The following is a 16,686-nucleotide window of genomic DNA, read 5'->3' on the forward strand; positions in this document are numbered from 1 at the left end:
CCAACCAGGCCAGTCATTAGCCCATACTCCCGTTCGTAGCGCCTGCTGCTGCACGGCCCCGAGGACCATGGAAGTACGACTGAATCCAGGGGTGGTCATAGCCTTCTACGGCCTGGATGCGATCGTTGACCAGCACGCGGCGACTGGCCAGAACGGCCACGCGGTCGCAGATGGTGTAGAGCGAGTCGAGATCGTGGGTCACTATGAACACCGTCAACCCCAGTGCATTGCGTAGGGTCAGGATCAGCTGATCGAACGCAGCGGCGCCAATTGGGTCCAAGCCCGCCGTGGGCTCGTCTAGAAAGAGGATCTCCGCGTCCAAAGCGAGGGCGCGCGCTAAGGCTGCACGCTTGATCATGCCGCCGGACAGTGAGGAGGGGGACTTGTCTGCCGCATCTGGTGGCAGACCAGCGAGTGCAAGCTTGCTTCGTGCGAGATGTTCAGCCTGCGCGCGAGGCAATCCTGCGTGCTCGATCAGTGGAAGCGCGACGTTCTCAATCACGCTTAGCGACGAGTACAACGCACCCTTCTGGAACAAAATTCCAAAGCGGCGTTCCAGCTGCGTGCGCGCGGGGCCCTGAAGCTGCAGTATGTCCTGGCCTTGAATGCGTACGACGCCGGCTTTGGGCTGCTGAAGCCCGACGATGCTGCGAAGCAGAACCGACTTGCCAGTGCCGGAGCCACCGACCACCCCGAGTATCTCGCCGCGTCGTACGTCCAGATCCAGGCCCTGGTGCACCTGTTGTCCACCGAACCGGTTCTCCAGCCCCCGCACTTCAATTGCGTGGGGCGTCGTTCCTTGCTCCATGCCGCTCACCATTTCATTTCCATGAAGAACAACGCCGCCAGTGCGTCGAGCAGGATTACTACGAAGATCGACTGCACAACGCTCGATGTGGTGTGGTCGCCAACCGATTGCGCGCTACCGGCAACCTTGAATCCCTCATGGCAGCCAATCGCAGCGATCATCACGGCGAAGAATGGCGCCTTGCTCAGTCCGACCAGGAAATGCTGAACTTCGATCTTGTCCTGCACGATGGCGAGGAACTGAGATAGGGAGATGTCCAGACTGAACACGCAGACCGCAGCACCACCGGCGATGCCCGCCAGCACACCAACCAGACTCAGAAGCGGTAGCGAGATAAGTAGAGCGAGCACTCGCGGCAGAACCAGTAGTTCAATCGGGTTGAGGCCGCCTGAGCGCAGCGCATCGATCTCCTCATTGGCCTTCATGGAACCCAGTTGCGCGGTATAGGAACTGGCTGTGCGGCCCGCGATCAAGATGGCGGGCAACAAGACCCCGAACTCACGCATGAAGGCAAAGGCCACCAGGTGCACAGCGAAAATGCTGGCACCGAAGTTGGCCAACACGGTCGCACCGAGGAAGGCGACGACCGTCCCCACCATGAAACTCAGCAAAGCAACAATGGGGATGGCATCAACCGCTACGCGTTGAATCTGTGCCACCACAGCGGTCAGGCGCCAGCGCCGTGGATACGGGACGATAGCCAGCCAGGTTTCAAGAATCTGTCCGACGAAGCCTGCAAGCCCGAGGAAGCTGTTGAAGCCCCGCTCGGCCATGGCGCCAACACGCTCTAAGCCGCGCCGAAGTGCCGGGATGGACTCGGCGTTCTCGGGCGTTGAGATCTGCTGAGCTTCCGCCGCGTCCGCGAGCGTCTCCAACAGTGCACGGCGTTCTGGTGACAGACCCTCGTCCGAGCCAACATGAGTACGCACTAGATCTGCGCCGAGCATCTCTACTAGCAGCGCGGCACCGGCAGTATCAAGCCTTCGGATATTTGCCCAGTCCAAGATCGAAATCGCGGACTGACCAGAATTCTCCACACGCAGGCTGGCGACCATCTTGGACAACTTTCCATAGTGTTCAATCGTCCAATCGCCGCCGGCTGTCCACGCCGCAGGCCCTAGCGCCTTGGCTGAGCGACGAAGCCATGCTTCAGTCATGGGATGTTCTCCAGGCTATGGCACAGCGACGGCCACCAGTTTGGCGAGAGATTGCAATCAAGCAACTCATACGGTCGCTCCCTCCTGCGTCGACTTGCCACGCACGCGCAGCGAGAACAGCAAGTCGTACAGGATCGGAATCAGACCCAGTGTCACGAGCGTGCCAAGTGCAAGCCCGCCGATCATGGAGATCGCCATACTGGTCCAAAGTGGCCCGCCAAATAGCATCAGGGGAACCAGGCCAACGATGCACGTCAGCTTGGTCATCACGATCGGGCGTAGTCGCATCACTGCCGCTGAGATCACCGCCTCACGCCGTGGCAGGCCTGAAGCCAGCTCTGCCTCGATTCGCTCCAGCAGCAGAACCGCGTTGTTGACAATGATTCCTGCCAGGGCCAGCAAGCCGAAGGTCGCAATGAAGCCGAATGGCTGCCCAGTCAGCAACAACGCAAGCGCCGCTCCAATCAGCACGAAGGGTACGCTTGCCACAACGATGAACAACTTGCGGAACGAGTTGAACTGCCACACGAAGAGCAACAGGATCATGATCAGTGCATGCGGCATGAACTGGAGCAATGACTGGTTCGCCTCTGCCGAGTCCTCGATCTCGCCGCCGAGCTCAATGCGATAGCCCGGAGGCAGCTTAATCTCATCAATCTTGGGGGTGACTGCAGCGACGATCTCGTTGGCAGTCAGGGTTGGATGTCGGCCAGTTACGGTCAGCGTGCGTACCAGGTTGCGGCGCATGATCGTTGACGGCTCTGTTGCCGTGGAGACCGACGCGATCGCGGACAGTGGCAGCGGTTGACCGCCTGCGCTCGGATAGACCAGGGTGTCTGCCGGAGTTCCGGTGGCGTTTCGCTCTCTGGCATCGCCTCGCAGTACGATCGGGGCGGCGACACCATTGTCGCGAATCAGCGATGCTTGTACGCCGCTGTATCGCAACTGCAACGCGTTTGCGACGTCATCGCTACTGATGCCTGCTCGACGAGCCTTGAGCTGGTCGACCTCAATAACGTAACGCGGTACACGAGACATCCAGTCGTCATAGACGTCCTGCATGCCGTCCACGCCGCGCAAGGCTACGGCAATGCGTTCGCCGACGTCACGCAATACCGTCTCGTCAGGACCGACCACGCGGTAGACGGCTACGCCAGCCTCGGTCGCACCCAACGGGAAGCGTTTGGGCTCGGCGCGTGCCTGCGGGAACGTCTCCAGCATGTGACGGCGGGCGCGATTGATCACCTGTTCGATGTCTGTGCCCGGTGCAACGCTGATTGTGAAATAGGCGATATTGGCGCCCGGCAATGGTGGGTTCAGGCCCAGAACGATGCGCGGACCGCCGTCGGCGACGTAGCCGATGCTATCGGTCACTTCCGGGTTGATCTTGGCGTCGGCAAACCAGCGGCTCATCGCTTGAACCGTACGCAGCGTTTCCCGCGAGTCGCTTCCTGGTTGCAGCACCACCGGCATCTGGAACTGCAGCCGGTCGGACTTAGGCAGGAAATTGTAGGGAATAGAAGCCAGCACAACTGCGGCGGCAACAAGCAATGCCAACATGCTGCCAATGAACAGCGCCTTGTGATCCAGGACGCGAGTGATGATCCCACGGTATCCGCGATAGAAGCGGGAGTCGTACTGTCCTGCACTCTCATCATGGCCGGCATGCACTTTGGCAAAGTGAAGACACAGCAACGGCGTGACCGTGATGCTCAGCAGCCAAGAGCCGAGCAGCGTCAGGCCGAGCACCATCGGAAGCGAGCGCAAGTACTCGTTAGTCGCGGTTTGTCCGATAAAGAAGGGCGAGAATGCCAGTACGATCACCAACGATGAGGTGAGCAGCGGTATCGCCAACGTCCGCCCAGCCTCGATGCACGCATGACGGCGCTCCTCACCGCATGCCAGTCGGCGTTCGATGTCCTCGGCGATGACGATGCCGTTATCGACGAGCAGGCCCAAGGCCATGATGATGGCGGCGATCGAAACTGTCTGCAGCTCTACGCCCAAGGCGCGCATGGCGATCAGGCCGCCGAGAATGGTCAACGGGACGATTGCGCCGACGATCAGGCCCGTGCGCCAGCCCAAGAAGAGCATGACCACGATCATGACGATCATGATCGTCTCGCCCATCACCTGGTGCATGCGACCCATCTCGCGTGCGACCACATCCGCCTGGAACGTGACCACGTGTTGCTCGAAGCCCGCCGGCAGCTGCTGCGCAGTCTCCTCAAGCTTCGCGCGCAACTGCGCGCCGAAGTCGCCGATGTTGTAGCCCGGCGCCATCGAGACTGCAACCACGACCGCCGGCATGCCTTGATATACCGCAGCGGCCTCAGGCGGGTCAGCAGGCGTCACCTCAATACGGGCCAATTGGCCCAGTGGCACCTGACGTGTACCGGACGCACCCGTGGCCGACACCAAGAATCGGCGCAGGTCTTCTGCGCTGCGAAGCTCGCCGGAGGTTGCCGCTGTCATCGCCATGCCCGAAGCCGACACCAACCCGCCTGGGGCGACCACGTTCTGTGCTTGCAGCTGCTGCATCACCGCTGACGGTGTGAGGCCAGCCTCAACCAAGCGCCCGCGGTCGAACGACACATAGACGCGGTCCTCCTGCAGGCCGTAGAAGGTGACCCGTTCTACCGCGGACAGCGTATGTAGCTGTGCGCGCATCTCGCGCAGCGGCTCACGCATCTCGCTCATACTGTAGCCCGGCGCCGTGACCGCAATTGAAGCCACCGCTACACGTCCAAAGTCGTCGTCGACGAAGGGACCAAACGTGCCCACCGGCAATGCCTGGCCGGCCTCGGCCGATTTGGCTCGTACCCGCTGCCACAGTGCCGGCAGGTCCTTAACATGGTCGTAGGCGGTCAACTGGATAGTCGCGCTGCCTGGACGCACGGTGGTCACGATCTTCTTCAGGCTGCCTATCTCACGCAACCGCTCCTCGACCGGCTTGGCCAGCAGGCGCTCAACCTGTTCACTGGGCATGCCAGGATGAGAAATCATCACCAGCGCATCGCGGATTGTGACGGTGGGTTCTTCCTGCGAGGGGAAGCCGAGGAAGGTGACGATGCCGCCAACCAACAGCATCAGCGCCGCGAATAGCGTCAGGCGGCTAGCGCTTAGAGCCGAACGGGTTACGTTCATGGACGCCCCGCATCATTCAGATGAGACGCGGCGCGCAAAGGCAGCACCGCTTGACCATCGCTGAGGAAGGCGCCGCCTGCTGCAACTACTTGTTCACCCGACCGCAATCCTGAGGTGACCCGTATGCGCTCACCCTCTATCGGGCCAAGCTTGACGGGGCGGCGGACCACAGTGCCCGCTTTGGCATCGTAGACGAACACCGCATCCTTGCCCTGCTGCGCGATCACTGCCGGCAACGGTACGGACAGATCGTTCTCGGACGCACCAGACAGCGACAGCATCAGGCTGTCGCCGCTGCGCAACGGTATCGAAGCTTCGGCCACGTCAAAGATCGCCTGGACACTGGCGCCGCCTTCGAGCCGTGAGGAAACGCTTCGCAAGCGCAGCGTAAACGCTGCGGCATTCGCGTCAGCGCGGCTCGCTTGGACCAGTGACCCTGGAGTGAGGCCCTGCGCAATGGCTGCCGGCAGCGTCGCAACTGCCTGCGGCTGGCCTTGCCCTTCGACCTGCACCACGACCTGCCCGGCCGCGGCGTCAGCCTGCGGCTGCAGTAGCCGAGCGACCACACTGCCGTCAAAAGGCGCACGCAGTTCACTCTGGCGTAGTGCACGAGCTGCGAGGGCACGATCAGATTCGGCCACACGCAGCTGAGACTGCGCCGAGTCGTGAGCTACCTGGGCGCTGGTTAGGCTCGCCTGCGAGACCACGCCATCTTCGAACATCGCTTGTTGCTGCTGCAGTTGGATTTGCCGCTCTTTTGCCTGACCGGTCGCAGCGCGCAGATTCGCCTCAGCCTGAGTGAGGCGCAGCCGTGCCGGCTCGGCATCCAAGCTTGCCAACACCTGGCCCTTGCGTACACGGTCGCCTACGTCGACTGCAATTTCGGCAATGCGGCCACCATTCTCGAAGGCAAGGTCCGCCCGATGCTCCTGGCGTAGCGTCGCAACGAAGCGGGACGCTGCGTCTGCGGAGCCCGCTCCGATGGCCTCCAGCTTCACAGATCGCGGCTGCGCAGGTGCTGCAGCATCGGGACTGCACGCCGACAGCATCAATGCTGCGGCCAGCAGGCCAACGGGATAGAGGGAACGTGCAATATGCATGGACATACCTCCGGCCGCTTGCGCGCCGGTCAGATAATAGGAAGGAGTGCGCTGTGCAGTGGGCCTACTGGCTTGGCCCGGCATTGGCGGTAAGCGGTGAGTCATTGGTTGGGTTCTCTCTTAAAGCCGGGCGGGCAACTCGACGCCGTAGAACGCTCTGAACAGCGCGATCCGGCTCAACGCGAGATCGCGCTGGCTCTGCAGGTGTTCGAGGCCGATCTGCGTGGCCTCGACGCGGTTTGCCAGCAAGTTCTGGCGGTCCTCTAGCCCGCGGGTCACGCGTCGCTCGGCGCGTTCAATGCGCAATGACGCCAGGCGATCCTGCTCTCGCAGATTCGCTTCGGACACGGCAAAGGTTGCGCGGGCATCAAGGGAGTCAGCGACCTCTCGGAATGCGGCTTCTATGCTTCGCTCGTAGTCGACTACACCGGCCTGCTTGCGGGTCCAGGCCAGGTCGAGGTTGGCTTTGTTGCGGCCGAAGTCGAAGATTGGCAACACCAACTGGGGGACAAAGGACCAGGTACGACTGCCGGACTTGAACAGGTCACCCAACGAATCGCTGGCGCTGCCAATCGAGGTGCTAAGGCGAATCGAAGGGAAGAAGGCAGCACGAGCCGCGCCGATGTCGGCATTGGCCGCGCGCAGTTCAGCCTCGGCCTGGCGGATATCGGGACGCTGCAGCAACACCGTGGAATCTAGCTCGCGCAGCGCTGCGACCGTGTCGGGCGCGACCGAGGATGCCAGCGGACCGGGCTCCACGTCAGTGCTGAATCCGGTGAGCAATTGCAGCGCCCGCCGGGCGGCGGCAACGTCATCGGCGCCGCGCAGCTCGGCAACCTGGGCCTGTTCGGTACGAGCGCGCCGGCGGTCCAGCTCGTCGCGAGCAATTAGCCCGACCGATTCCTGAGCTTTCGCCATCACAAGCAACGCTGCGCTATCGGCATGAGCCGCCTGCAAGCGCTCGTACGCCTGTGTCGTCGCGCAGAGCAGTACGTAGGCCCGAAGCACTTCGGCGAATAGGGCACCGCGTGCCGCCTCCTGCCCAGCCTCGCTGGCCAGATAGCGCTGACGGGCCGAGTCGGAGAGCGACTTCAACCGCCCGAAAACATCAAGCTCGTAATTGCTGATCGCAACGCCTGCGCGCGTCAGATCCTGTTGATAGCGTTCGCGTAGCGCGGGGTTGTCGAAGCCCTGCTGCGTCTGTTGCGCCTCTACCCCTATCGCGGGCAGTCGTGCCGAGCGCTCAATACGGTACTGCGCCCGAGCCTGCTCCACCCGCAACGCGGCAGTGCGGTAGTCGGCGTTGTGTGCCAAGGCACGGGACATCAGCGGGATCAAGTCCCGATCTGGGGTCAGCGCCAGTAGGAAGTCGCGCTCTTGCGCCGTTAACGCCGGGGCTGGGGAAGCCTCTGAAGCTGGGGCAGCGTCAGCACTGGCCTGCCCGAACGTCACGGGCACCACGTGCGGCGGCCGCTCATAGCGGGGCGCCATTGAACACCCAGCTAAGAGCGGTACGATTAGCAAGGGGGCGATCGACCAAGCTAGGAGATCGCGAGATGATTTTGGCGGCATGCGTTCTGTCCAGCGTGTTACAAGAGTCGCTGTAGGTTGCCACCCGGAATTGAAGAGGAGCTTCGGGTTTCTTTTGGATTTGATTAAGAACGGCCATTTCGCGCCCGGCGCGATCTCCTGGACCACGCAAAAGCGAGCGAAGTCACTATGTCCCAACAGAAGATACTGGTCGTCGAGGACGACCTGGAGAGTGCCAGCATCTTGGATGCGTACCTGCGCAAGGACGGTTTCCAGGTCGCCATGGCCCACGATGGTGCCCAAGGCCTGCAGCTACACGCGCAGTGGCGGCCGGACTTGGTGCTGCTCGATGTGATGCTGCCTAAGATCAGCGGAACCGATGTTCTTTCGGCGATCCGCCGCGTCAGCGACACACCGGTGATCATGGTCACTGCGATCGGCGACGAACCCGATAAACTCGGCGCCCTGCGCTACGGAGCCGACGATTACATCGTTAAGCCCTATAGCCCCAAAGAAGTGGTGGTGCGAGTGCATGCGGTGCTCCGCCGTGCACGCCCCTCGCAGCGCGCGGACGGCCTGCTGCGTCATGGTAGCGTCGTTGTCGATACTGGCGCAGTCCAGGCCTGCGTTGAAGATGCGTCCGGACACCCGATTCCGCTCAACCTGACACCTGCTGAATTCAATCTGCTCGCCAAGCTACTGAATACGCCATTCAAGGCGTTTACTCGTCACGAGTTGCTGGATGCCTGCTTGCCGGAGAGCGACGCACTGGAACGATCAGTCGATGTGCACATTCACAATCTGCGCCGCAAGCTCGAACAGCACGGTGTTAACGGCGTGCTAGTGACCGTCCGCGGCTTCGGATACCGTTTCCAATGAAACTACTTGCGGCAATGAGGCTCTGGCGACATCCCGGCTCGCTGTGGTGGTGGTTCGGCCTGCGTATGAGCGCGCTGGCAGTTGGCACCGTCTTGGTAATAGCCGTCGGCATGTGGGCGTACTTCGACATTACGGACGCGCTGGCATTGCGGCAAGCTCCTGAGGAAACTCGACAGGAGATTAAGCAACTGCGGGAAGACCCCCGGGGTAATGAGACCCGTTTATGGACGCTACTGGAGCGATACTACAATATAAAGCGCCTCAGTCCCGGCCTCACCAATCCAGACTGGCTCATGCTGGCCGTCATGGTCATCATTTCTATTCCAATCGTGATTCTGCTCGGGATGTGGATATCTCGTCCACTGTCGCGACAGTTCGTTCTTATCGCCGAGGCGGCGCGCAGGGTCAGCGAAGGTCATTTCGGCAACCGAGTCAGCGCGGTCGTCGCTACTCCGGGCGAGCTAGCAGATCTTGTGCGCAACTTCAACGACATGACCATGCGACTGCAACAGTACGAGCGCGAAGTCCGCGATTCCAGCGCGATGTTGGCGCATGAATTGAGAACCCCGCTCAATGCAGCAATGGGACGCATCCAAGGCATGATGGACGAGGTTTTCCCAATGGAACAGGACCAACTGGGGGCCGTGCTTCGCCAACTGGTGCAGATCAACCGGCTGGTGGGCGACCTGCATCTGGTCTCATTAGCACGCGCGGGTCAATTGCCGCTTGAACTGGACAGCTTTCCACTCGATGAAGTGATCGTCGAACGGCTGGAATGGGCAGCGGCCGATCTAGCGCAAGCGGGAATCCGGCCGGTGGTGTCGAATGCGACCCGTATCTGGCTATATGCGGATCGCGACCGTATTGGTCAAGTCCTGACGATCTTGATCGATAATGTTCTGCGCTACGCAGTGCGCGGCAAGGTTTTAGAAATCGATGCCTACAGCGCGTCGTCGGGCACGGTGATTACCGTCGCAGACCGTGGGCCTGGGGTCGCAGAAGCCTATCTTCCCAACATGCAGGATCGCTTCTGGCGCGCGGAAACTTCGCGCGCCCGGCACTCCGGTGGTAGTGGCCTAGGTCTGGCGATCGCCGCGGCTGTGTGCCGGGCGCATGGTGGCGAGCTGGAATGCGGCAACCGCAGCCAAGGCGGGTTGATCGTCAGTGTGCATCTCCCCGACCGAGCATCCGGGTAGGCAGGTTCAGGTGTTCGTTGTTCCGACATTCGGAAGGCCAACGTTTCGGCAACTTGAGCCGAGGCACGAATCCGGAAAGGTGTATTGCCGAAATGGGCCGCAATTGCTGCACCTACACTAATCTTCTCGACAAGGAAGAACGGTGGTCAGCCCCTGGACCACCAGCCTTCTTGTGCGTTGATCGAGTCAGCGTCGATAGCTGCCAGTTGAGAGCCTGTTGCACCCCTGATCCTGGCCATGCAACGCTGATTGACAGGGCTGTAGACAGCGGTAATTCACGAACCTCATGACCAGTCTCGCTGGGATCAACGCGGCAGTGCGGCGGATCCGGACTGGGTGGCTGGGCGCTAGGAAATTTCAACCTCGACCGCAATAGCCTTCAGAAGGCTAGAGCTTTGGTAGACAAACCTCAGTTCATGGCCGATGTGGGATGCCGCGTCATGCTTGAGTGCTATCCGTGGCGTCAACTTCGGCTATGGCTTCGAAATTTCTTGAGCAGCTCAGAACCGGCACGCGACAGGTCATCAGGGGCGAGCTCCTTAATGGAATCCAAAACATATCCAAAAGAAATCTTCAAACCTAGCCGGCATGATCCATACCGGCCCGTTGCGTTGACACAAGCGCGAGGCGATGCCTTTTGTACGGCCAGCCTATGACTGCTGCAGGTCAATCTGAGAGGGGCCTCGCCACTTGGTTGCTTTTGATTTAGTCGCGTTGGCATGGCAAGAGGATCAAGGCTATGCCAATTCGCAAGGCACACCTGAACATCGGACTTATATGGAACGGGCAAATTTGAAGAATCGTGCTTTCATTCTCGCGCTCGCCATCATTACGCTGGTGTTCGGCTGGCTGCTGCGGCCCTTCTATGCTGCGATTTTCTGGGCCGCCGCGTTGGCAATCTTGTTCTGGCCGATCTATGAACGCATCCTGTCCTGGATGCCGCGAAAACCTGGGACGGCGTCGCTGCTCTCTCTACTGACGTGCATGCTGCTTCTGGTGGTGCCCCTGGTCCTTATCGCGGCATCTGCCGCGCAGGAGATCGGGCAGCTCTACGAACGCTTTCTGAGCGACGGGGGAAGTGGTCTTGAAGCACGTATGGAACGCATTGCGGATGGCGCTCCACCGTGGTTATGGCAGGGATTAGAACGTTTGGGCCTCGGCCCGTTTGATAGCGTCCGCGGTCAGGCGATCCGGGCCTTCGAGCAACTATTGCAGTTCCTTGCCTCACATGCCGTGGCGTTCGGTCAAGACACCTTGCAGCTCTTGGCGAACTTCGTTCTGATGCTCTATCTGCTCTTCTTCGCATTCCGGGACGGGACTCTGCTAACCGAGCGGCTTCGCGACACGCTTCCCCTCGATCGCAGTTATCTGGGCGAGTTGGGCCACCGGTTCGAAACCATGATCAAAGCCACAATCAAAGGCAACCTGATGGTCGCTGGCATCCAAGGCGCAATCGGCGGCATCTTGTTCTGGGCATTGGGCATCCAGGGCGCGGTCCTTTGGGGCGTAGTAATGGCAGTTCTCTCGCTGGTGCCAGTGTTGGGAGCATGGCTCGTCTGGGGACCTGTAGCGCTGTACTTGCTGGCCACGGGCGCCGTGTTCAAAGCCGCGGTCATGGCCCTGATCGGTGCAGGTGTGATCGGACTAATCGACAACCTGTTGCGTCCAATCCTGGTCGGCAAAGAGGCACGCATGCCGGATTATTTGGTGCTGCTGTCTACCCTCGGGGGGTTGTCATTGTTCGGATTGACCGGTTTCGTTGCCGGTCCGGTCGTAGCGGCGATGTTCATGGCAATTTGGTCTCTGTCTGTTGGAGAAAAAAACGGACAGGAGCGAGAAGCCCTGTCGGTGCCTCTAGTGCCAAGCGACGGATAAGGCAAGGGCAAAGACAGAGGCGTCGCCGATATCGGCGACCAGTGGGAACTGGTGAACTAGGAAGCGCGCCGCTCGTCTTGCACTAGTCCTAGGTTCGCTAGCAACCAGACAGCCAAGGATGCGCTGGCTTTTTCATACGGCCCGGCGATACGAGGCTGGAAACCAACATCTCGAAAGTTCTCTTTTGCAGATGGCACCGGACTTCACCAATGGCAAGGAAGACAAAGCAAGCTTCGCAGCTAACGTGCGCCCAGGTGCTTGATGCTGCTAGTTGGTGCTTTCGCATACAGGGAATCTACAGAACTACCATTTCCGCGATAGCGAATCGCGCGGGCGTCTCGCGCGGGGCCGTGTACTGGCATTTCCAGAATAAGGAACAGTTGCTCGCAGCTGTACTCGATCGAGGCCATGTGCCGATCTTGGAGCGCCTTATGGATGTAACCCGGGCCTCCGCGCCGGTATTGCCCGCACTGCGCGCCTGTATGGTGCAACTTGCCTTGGATGTTCAAAGTACACCACACATGCGCGAGGCACTGGAGATCATCTTCCGACACGGCGATTTTGCTGGGGAATGTATGCCGCCTTGGCCCCCTCAACAGGAAATGATCGGACGCACAAACGGGGTGCTAAGGGTCGTATTCGCTCGAGCGGCGCTGGCCGGTGAATTGCCAATTGCAGCAAGTCACCAAGCGGCGCTCCTGACAGGCTTTGCCTTTTTTCAAACGCTTCGGAATTGCGTGATCGCAGACGCCAGGGCCGTGTCGAGGCCAAGCAGTATCGAGGGGCTTGATCTGCTCTTCGCATGGATAAGCGCCCAGATTAGGGGGGCAGAGGCCGATTGATCGCGATATGGCGTTGAGGCCTCGGGCTGCGCCATGAAGTGCACTAGCTTCCCCCACTGACTGGATGGCTGGACGCTAACTACTCTGGGATCGTCGAAATTCGCGATCCGCGTCTATGAACGCCTGCAGCATATGCGGGACAAGCGTTGCCGCATCAACGGCCTCTCCGTACGCCTGCGAATGGAGAGCGGCGTAGCGGTCAAGATCTGCCTTAAGGCTGGCCGGGCACGAAAACGTGACTTTCACGCCCGCGGTTGATGGCAGGACATAGGGGCAGCGCTCCCGGCGCGGCGCCGTCGAAAGCAGCCGATAGGCTTCCTCGCTCATGGGCTTGGAAATGCCGCCGACCTTGCTGTCGGGCCACACCACGCGCCGGTTCTCGAAGTCCAGCCAGCTCCATTCGAGCGGGCAGATTTCGGAGCGCCGGGCGGCGAACTCGAATTGCAGGCGGATCGCCAGTGGGATGACGTAGTTCTCCAGCCCTTCCGCCTCCAGCTTCTCCAGATGGCGGAAGATCCGCACCATTTCCTCGTCCACGATGAGCCGGGTTTCCTTGCCCGGCGGGTACATCGGGACGTGGCGGCACGGATTCGTGCCGTCCGGGCGGTAGCCCCACACTTCGGCCAGGTTGAACATCTTGCGCAGCACGCCGAAGGTCTTGTTCGCCTCGGTCGGCTTGTAGGCCAGCTTGAGTGCGGAGTACGGCCATTGCAGACTGGATCGCTTGCAGAGCATCCTCGGCACCCTTGGAGGTGGTCCTATAAAGCGACAGAGTGCCGTCGTTCTCAGTGCACAGGCGATGCCAAAAGGTGTGTTTGATCCGCGTCAATTCGCGATCGCGATGGCTCAGGCGTCGGTTGTAATCGTCAACACGGTTCGAAACGACATCGATTGCCTCGCGCACAGCTGTCAGGAGCGATTGGCTTGGTTGCAGCTCGAAAGCGCCTTGGGGAGACAAGACCTTACTCGCCATTCTCTGCGCGTTGTCATTGAGCAGGCGACTTGCATTGGACCAGGCAAGTTCTAACTTTTGGTTTTCCGAAGCGAAGGGTTCCGTTTCGATAAGGTGCGCAATGGCTTGATCAAGGCTGGCAACACTTGCGGCGTAGTTCTCAGCAAGGAGCGTCGCTCAGGCGACACGCCTGTCGAAGCTCGCATCAAAGAGCTTGGCAAGCTCCTCAGGGAAGTCGTGGGGAAGACTTTGCTGGCAGAAGGGACACTGATCTTGGCTATGATCGAGATAGGGGCGACCCTGGTTGACCCAGTCGAGGTTGCCAATGTCCCTAATGAGAGCCGCAAGGGCACTGTCGCTGGACCCGACGATTGGCTCTGTCCATATCTCATCTTGCTCGGTTCTGCCAAAGCTTGGCAGTTCAATCTCAATCCGAGGCTTGTGAGCGGTGTGACTGTCCCCAAGCTCACTTAAGGACTGAGCGAGCTCATCGAAAGAGGGCAGATCGCCCTCGTAAGGGGGCGATGCTTTGGTTTGGAGCGCGTCGAAGAACTTCTGCTTGGAGTGTCCGTAAGGCAACCAAGGCTTGAAGGGACCATCTTTCAGAGCCGTGTAGGTCTTCCAAGCCGCGCCAAGGGCCGTTTCGAGAGCCGCGGACTTCTCTTTTTCGCGCACCTGGCTCTGCTCGGTGAGGCCATCGCGCTGCGCGCGCCAACTCTCAAGCTCTTGCTCGAGGCTTTCGGCGGCTTCCAATGCTGACGACTCAGGATCGCCAATGGTGAAGATGCCTGGAACATCACTGCGGTTGCGGAAATGGGTCTCAATAAAGCGCTCGTTGTAGACCAAATACTCATATCTAGCGTCGGCAGGGTAAGTGGTCACCGAACAGCCGGAGATGGGCTCCTGGCCTGACGAACAACTTTGGACAACCTGCCCAATGGCCGACTTGCCGGCACCATTGAGGCCATAGAAGAATGCAACGCGCTTGTCCGGTGCGAAATCGATCGCTGTGACGACACTTGGATCAAAGCTTCTAAAATTCTGGATGGCGATCTTTCTGATCATTGCTCTCTCTCAAAGAGGTCGGCCGTTCCCTAGGCCTAGACTGCGACCACCGACGGCCACAGCATACGCATCATACCGCCGCCGGACCTTGCGATTGAGTGGCTCGCTGACAGATCCAGATTGCAGGCAATCAATATTTGTTAATGAACCATTCATGCGGGCGTGGGCCGATACATAGCGCGGTGGTCGTTGCTCTGCGGGCCAGGTTAGACGCCTGATTGTGCCAATGTCGCATATGGGTATTGGGGCAATGCAAGAGCGCACTGATGGAATTTTCGATTCTCGAAATTCCGTGCGCTGCCTGCCGGCAGTGCGGAGGCCGCTGGCCTCCTCGTGTCTCGCTCCGCGAGTCACAATGCGACGCGAAACCCTGTGATTTCGCGCACGAAATCGCCGGTGCCGTGAAGGCCTAGACGAATAACGCAAATGGCCTTTTGTTGGCTTCTCCAAAAATGAATAGGAGAAGTCGTGGCAATTTATCACTCACATATGAAGTCGTTCGGAAGAGGCAAGGGCGACAGCTCGGTGGCCGCCGCAGCTTATCGGGCAGGCTTTGACCTGGTCGATGAAGCAACGGGCCTGTCGCACTCTTATTCGCGCCGGCACGGCGTTGATCACGCCCAGATGCTCGCCCCGCACGGCTCGCCGGCCTGGTGCCTGGACACGCAAAAGTTCTGGAACGCCAATGAGGCCGCTGAGACCCGCAAGAACGCCTTGGTGGCTCGTGAGGTTGAAGTCGCCCTGCCACAGAGCCTAGATCAAGCGCAACGCAAGGCATTGGCTCTGGACCTGGGGCAGCTCTTGGTCGATCGCTATAAGGTCGCCGTCTTGGTGGCGATTCACACGCCTAGTCGAAATGGGGACCAGCGCAATCATCACGTGCATCTCTTGATGTCTGCACGGCAAATCGGACCCCAAGGTTTTGGCCGACGAGCGGGAGCCGTTTTCGATGGGCGCCAAGGGGAGGGCAGCAAGGCCGTTAAGGAGCTGCGCCTGGCGATTGCAGCCACCATCAACAGGTATCTCGACATCGCTGGTATTCAAAAACGGGTTGATCCCCGAAAGTTGAAGACCCAGGCGCGAGAAGCGGCACTAAAGGGCAACTTTGAACTTGCGAGGGAGTTGACGCGCACGCCAGGCAGGCACAATGGGAAGGTCAAGACAGCCCTAGAGCGAAAGAGCCGCCTGACTTGGTCTGTCCAGGGCCTTGGCGGCAAAGATGCGGCGATGAAGCTTGTTGCCACCATCTCGGCACACCAAGCAGCACTGATAAACGATCCGGACGTGCCGGAGGGTCATAGCCACGCCGCTGCCTTGCGCGATCAAGCAAAAGCGGCCGGGCTCAGGCCGCAGCAGGCCGGGGAGGGACATCCACGTGATGTCGTTAAGCGGGTGAAGGAGCATCTTTTGGATCGCCGACCCGTCGCCGCGCGGAGCTTCGATCAATACAGCCGGCAAACCCTACATCTCAGTCGAGTGCAGCGGATCACGAGAGCATCAGGACGCGATGCCGAGGTCCTGAATGCAGAAGCCAAGCTCATTGAAGATTGGCTTGAAGCACAGCGAGAAGTTGCGCAGGACTCATTGGAGCTCCTTCGTAGCGTCCCCGGAATCCAAATTGAGCCGGAGTTCCAGCTCGCTCATGCCAGCATCTTGTGTCGGCGTGTCGATGACTACGCAGGCAAAGCGTTCACTTTTGAAGATACGGAAGTGCTTGCCCGTTCCTTGGCCAAGTATGCGCACATGATGGCGCGGCCGCATCGGGCGCGAATGGCGCTCTTGGATGCTCAAGCGAAGCTATCGGAGCATCTCGATGAGCCTAAGACGCAAGCAGCGACGCGTGCTCGTCAGCGGGTCTACCGCGCGAAGACGCATGTTTCGCCCCGAATTGCTGCCATCCAGCAGTGGCGTATTGACCAAGCCAGGAAACGCATGACTGAGGCAAAGGATGTGTTGGACAAGCACTTCATGGATCCGAGCGCGGCAACCGTCTCAAGTAGTTCACACCCGGATATCGATCCACCACCAGCCCGCGCCGACGAAGCCGGGAACTGGGAGCATAAGATGCGAGGACGGCGGCCAACGTTCTAATCGGCTTGGAAAAACACAGGCAAAAAAGATCCCCGTCGCCGGGG

General features: G+C 60.1%; 12 protein-coding genes and 1 pseudogene. 5 read left to right on the top strand and 8 right to left on the bottom strand.

Annotation, left to right across the window (positions count from 1 at the left end; translation table 11 throughout):
- Positions 1–16: 16 nt before the first annotated feature.
- The 5 genes from CLM74_RS06630 to CLM74_RS06650 form a co-directional block, all read right to left on the bottom strand.
- Entirely contained in the window at positions 17–808 is a 792-nt protein-coding gene (locus CLM74_RS06630) for an ATP-binding cassette domain-containing protein (RefSeq protein ID WP_105164953.1), read from the bottom strand.
- A 5-nt stretch (positions 809–813) separates the two neighbouring features.
- A complete protein-coding gene (locus CLM74_RS06635; protein WP_199776080.1) occupies positions 814–1,965 on the bottom strand; it encodes an ABC transporter permease in 1,152 nt (383 codons plus the stop codon).
- A gap of 66 nt (positions 1,966–2,031) precedes the next feature.
- Positions 2,032–5,112 (bottom strand): efflux RND transporter permease subunit, encoded by a 3,081-nt coding sequence (locus tag CLM74_RS06640; protein ID WP_105163719.1) that lies wholly within the window; start codon positions 5,110–5,112, stop codon positions 2,032–2,034.
- Positions 5,109–6,212 carry an efflux RND transporter periplasmic adaptor subunit gene (locus CLM74_RS06645; RefSeq protein WP_105163720.1) on the bottom strand — a complete coding sequence of 368 codons (1,104 nt, stop codon included), beginning with the start codon at positions 6,210–6,212 and terminating at the stop codon, positions 5,109–5,111. The genes CLM74_RS06640 and CLM74_RS06645 overlap by 4 nt, the downstream gene beginning before the upstream one ends.
- A 120-nt stretch (positions 6,213–6,332) precedes the next feature.
- Positions 6,333–7,703 carry an efflux transporter outer membrane subunit gene (locus CLM74_RS06650; RefSeq protein WP_234003438.1) on the bottom strand — a complete coding sequence of 457 codons (1,371 nt, stop codon included), beginning with the start codon at positions 7,701–7,703 and terminating at the stop codon, positions 6,333–6,335.
- Positions 7,704–7,931: 228 nt separating this feature from the next.
- Here CLM74_RS06650 and CLM74_RS06655 point away from each other — a divergent pair, with 228 nt between their 5' ends.
- The 4 genes from CLM74_RS06655 (at position 7,932) to CLM74_RS06670 (ending at position 12,534) form a co-directional block, all read left to right on the top strand.
- Positions 7,932–8,621 (top strand): response regulator, encoded by a 690-nt coding sequence (locus tag CLM74_RS06655; protein WP_105163722.1) that lies wholly within the window; start codon positions 7,932–7,934, stop codon positions 8,619–8,621.
- Positions 8,618–9,817, top strand: a complete 1,200-nt coding sequence (locus CLM74_RS06660; RefSeq protein WP_105163723.1) for an ATP-binding protein — start codon at positions 8,618–8,620, stop codon at positions 9,815–9,817. Before CLM74_RS06655 ends, CLM74_RS06660 begins: the two co-directional genes overlap by 4 nt.
- Before the next feature lie 690 nt (positions 9,818–10,507).
- The gene (locus tag CLM74_RS06665; RefSeq protein WP_199776081.1) at positions 10,508–11,692 is read left to right on the top strand and encodes an AI-2E family transporter; all 1,185 of its coding nucleotides are present in this window, start codon (positions 10,508–10,510) and stop codon (positions 11,690–11,692) included.
- 431 nt (positions 11,693–12,123) lie between these two features.
- A complete protein-coding gene (locus tag CLM74_RS06670; RefSeq protein WP_234003439.1) occupies positions 12,124–12,534 on the top strand; it encodes a hypothetical protein in 411 nt (136 codons plus the stop codon).
- Between the two features lie 75 nt (positions 12,535–12,609).
- Here the strand turns inward: CLM74_RS06670 and CLM74_RS21640 are convergent, their stop codons facing one another.
- The 3 genes and pseudogenes from CLM74_RS21640 to CLM74_RS06680 all read right to left on the bottom strand — a co-directional run bounded on the left by CLM74_RS21640 (position 12,610) and on the right by CLM74_RS06680 (position 14,551).
- A complete protein-coding gene (locus tag CLM74_RS21640; RefSeq protein WP_234003464.1) occupies positions 12,610–12,798 on the bottom strand; it encodes a DUF2274 domain-containing protein in 189 nt (62 codons plus the stop codon).
- A pseudogene (locus tag CLM74_RS21710) lies at positions 12,790–13,224 on the bottom strand (integrase); the annotation flags it as partial. The pseudogene CLM74_RS21710 and the gene CLM74_RS21640, both read right to left, overlap by 9 nt.
- A 439-nt stretch (positions 13,225–13,663) precedes the next feature.
- The gene (locus CLM74_RS06680; RefSeq protein WP_099539975.1) at positions 13,664–14,551 is read right to left on the bottom strand and encodes an AAA family ATPase; all 888 of its coding nucleotides are present in this window, start codon (positions 14,549–14,551) and stop codon (positions 13,664–13,666) included.
- A gap of 468 nt (positions 14,552–15,019) precedes the next feature.
- Between CLM74_RS06680 and CLM74_RS06685 the strand changes: the two genes are divergently transcribed.
- A complete protein-coding gene (locus CLM74_RS06685; protein WP_234003440.1) occupies positions 15,020–16,642 on the top strand; it encodes a MobA/MobL family protein in 1,623 nt (540 codons plus the stop codon).
- Positions 16,643–16,686: the final 44 nt, after the last annotated feature.

It is taken from the genome of Stenotrophomonas sp. MYb57 (assembly GCF_002966815.1).
GTDB classification, from domain to species: domain Bacteria; phylum Pseudomonadota; class Gammaproteobacteria; order Xanthomonadales; family Xanthomonadaceae; genus Stenotrophomonas; species Stenotrophomonas indicatrix.

Excerpts from the sequence above, each read along its gene's own strand:
- CLM74_RS06630 (WP_105164953.1), bottom strand. The coding sequence starts at position 808 with ATGGAGCAAGGAACGACGCCCCACGCAATTGAAGTGCGGGGGCTGGAG.
- CLM74_RS06635 (WP_199776080.1), bottom strand. The coding sequence starts at position 1,965 with ATGACTGAAGCATGGCTTCGTCGCTCAGCCAAGGCGCTAGGGCCTGCG.
- CLM74_RS06640 (WP_105163719.1), bottom strand. The coding sequence starts at position 5,112 with ATGAACGTAACCCGTTCGGCTCTAAGCGCTAGCCGCCTGACGCTATTC.
- CLM74_RS06645 (WP_105163720.1), bottom strand. The coding sequence starts at position 6,212 with ATGCATATTGCACGTTCCCTCTATCCCGTTGGCCTGCTGGCCGCAGCA.
- CLM74_RS06650 (WP_234003438.1), bottom strand. The coding sequence starts at position 7,703 with ATGGCGCCCCGCTATGAGCGGCCGCCGCACGTGGTGCCCGTGACGTTC.
- CLM74_RS06655 (WP_105163722.1), top strand. The coding sequence starts at position 7,932 with ATGTCCCAACAGAAGATACTGGTCGTCGAGGACGACCTGGAGAGTGCC.
- CLM74_RS06660 (WP_105163723.1), top strand. The coding sequence starts at position 8,618 with ATGAAACTACTTGCGGCAATGAGGCTCTGGCGACATCCCGGCTCGCTG.
- CLM74_RS06670 (WP_234003439.1), top strand. The coding sequence starts at position 12,124 with ATGGATGTAACCCGGGCCTCCGCGCCGGTATTGCCCGCACTGCGCGCC.
- CLM74_RS06680 (WP_099539975.1), bottom strand. The coding sequence starts at position 14,551 with ATGATCAGAAAGATCGCCATCCAGAATTTTAGAAGCTTTGATCCAAGT.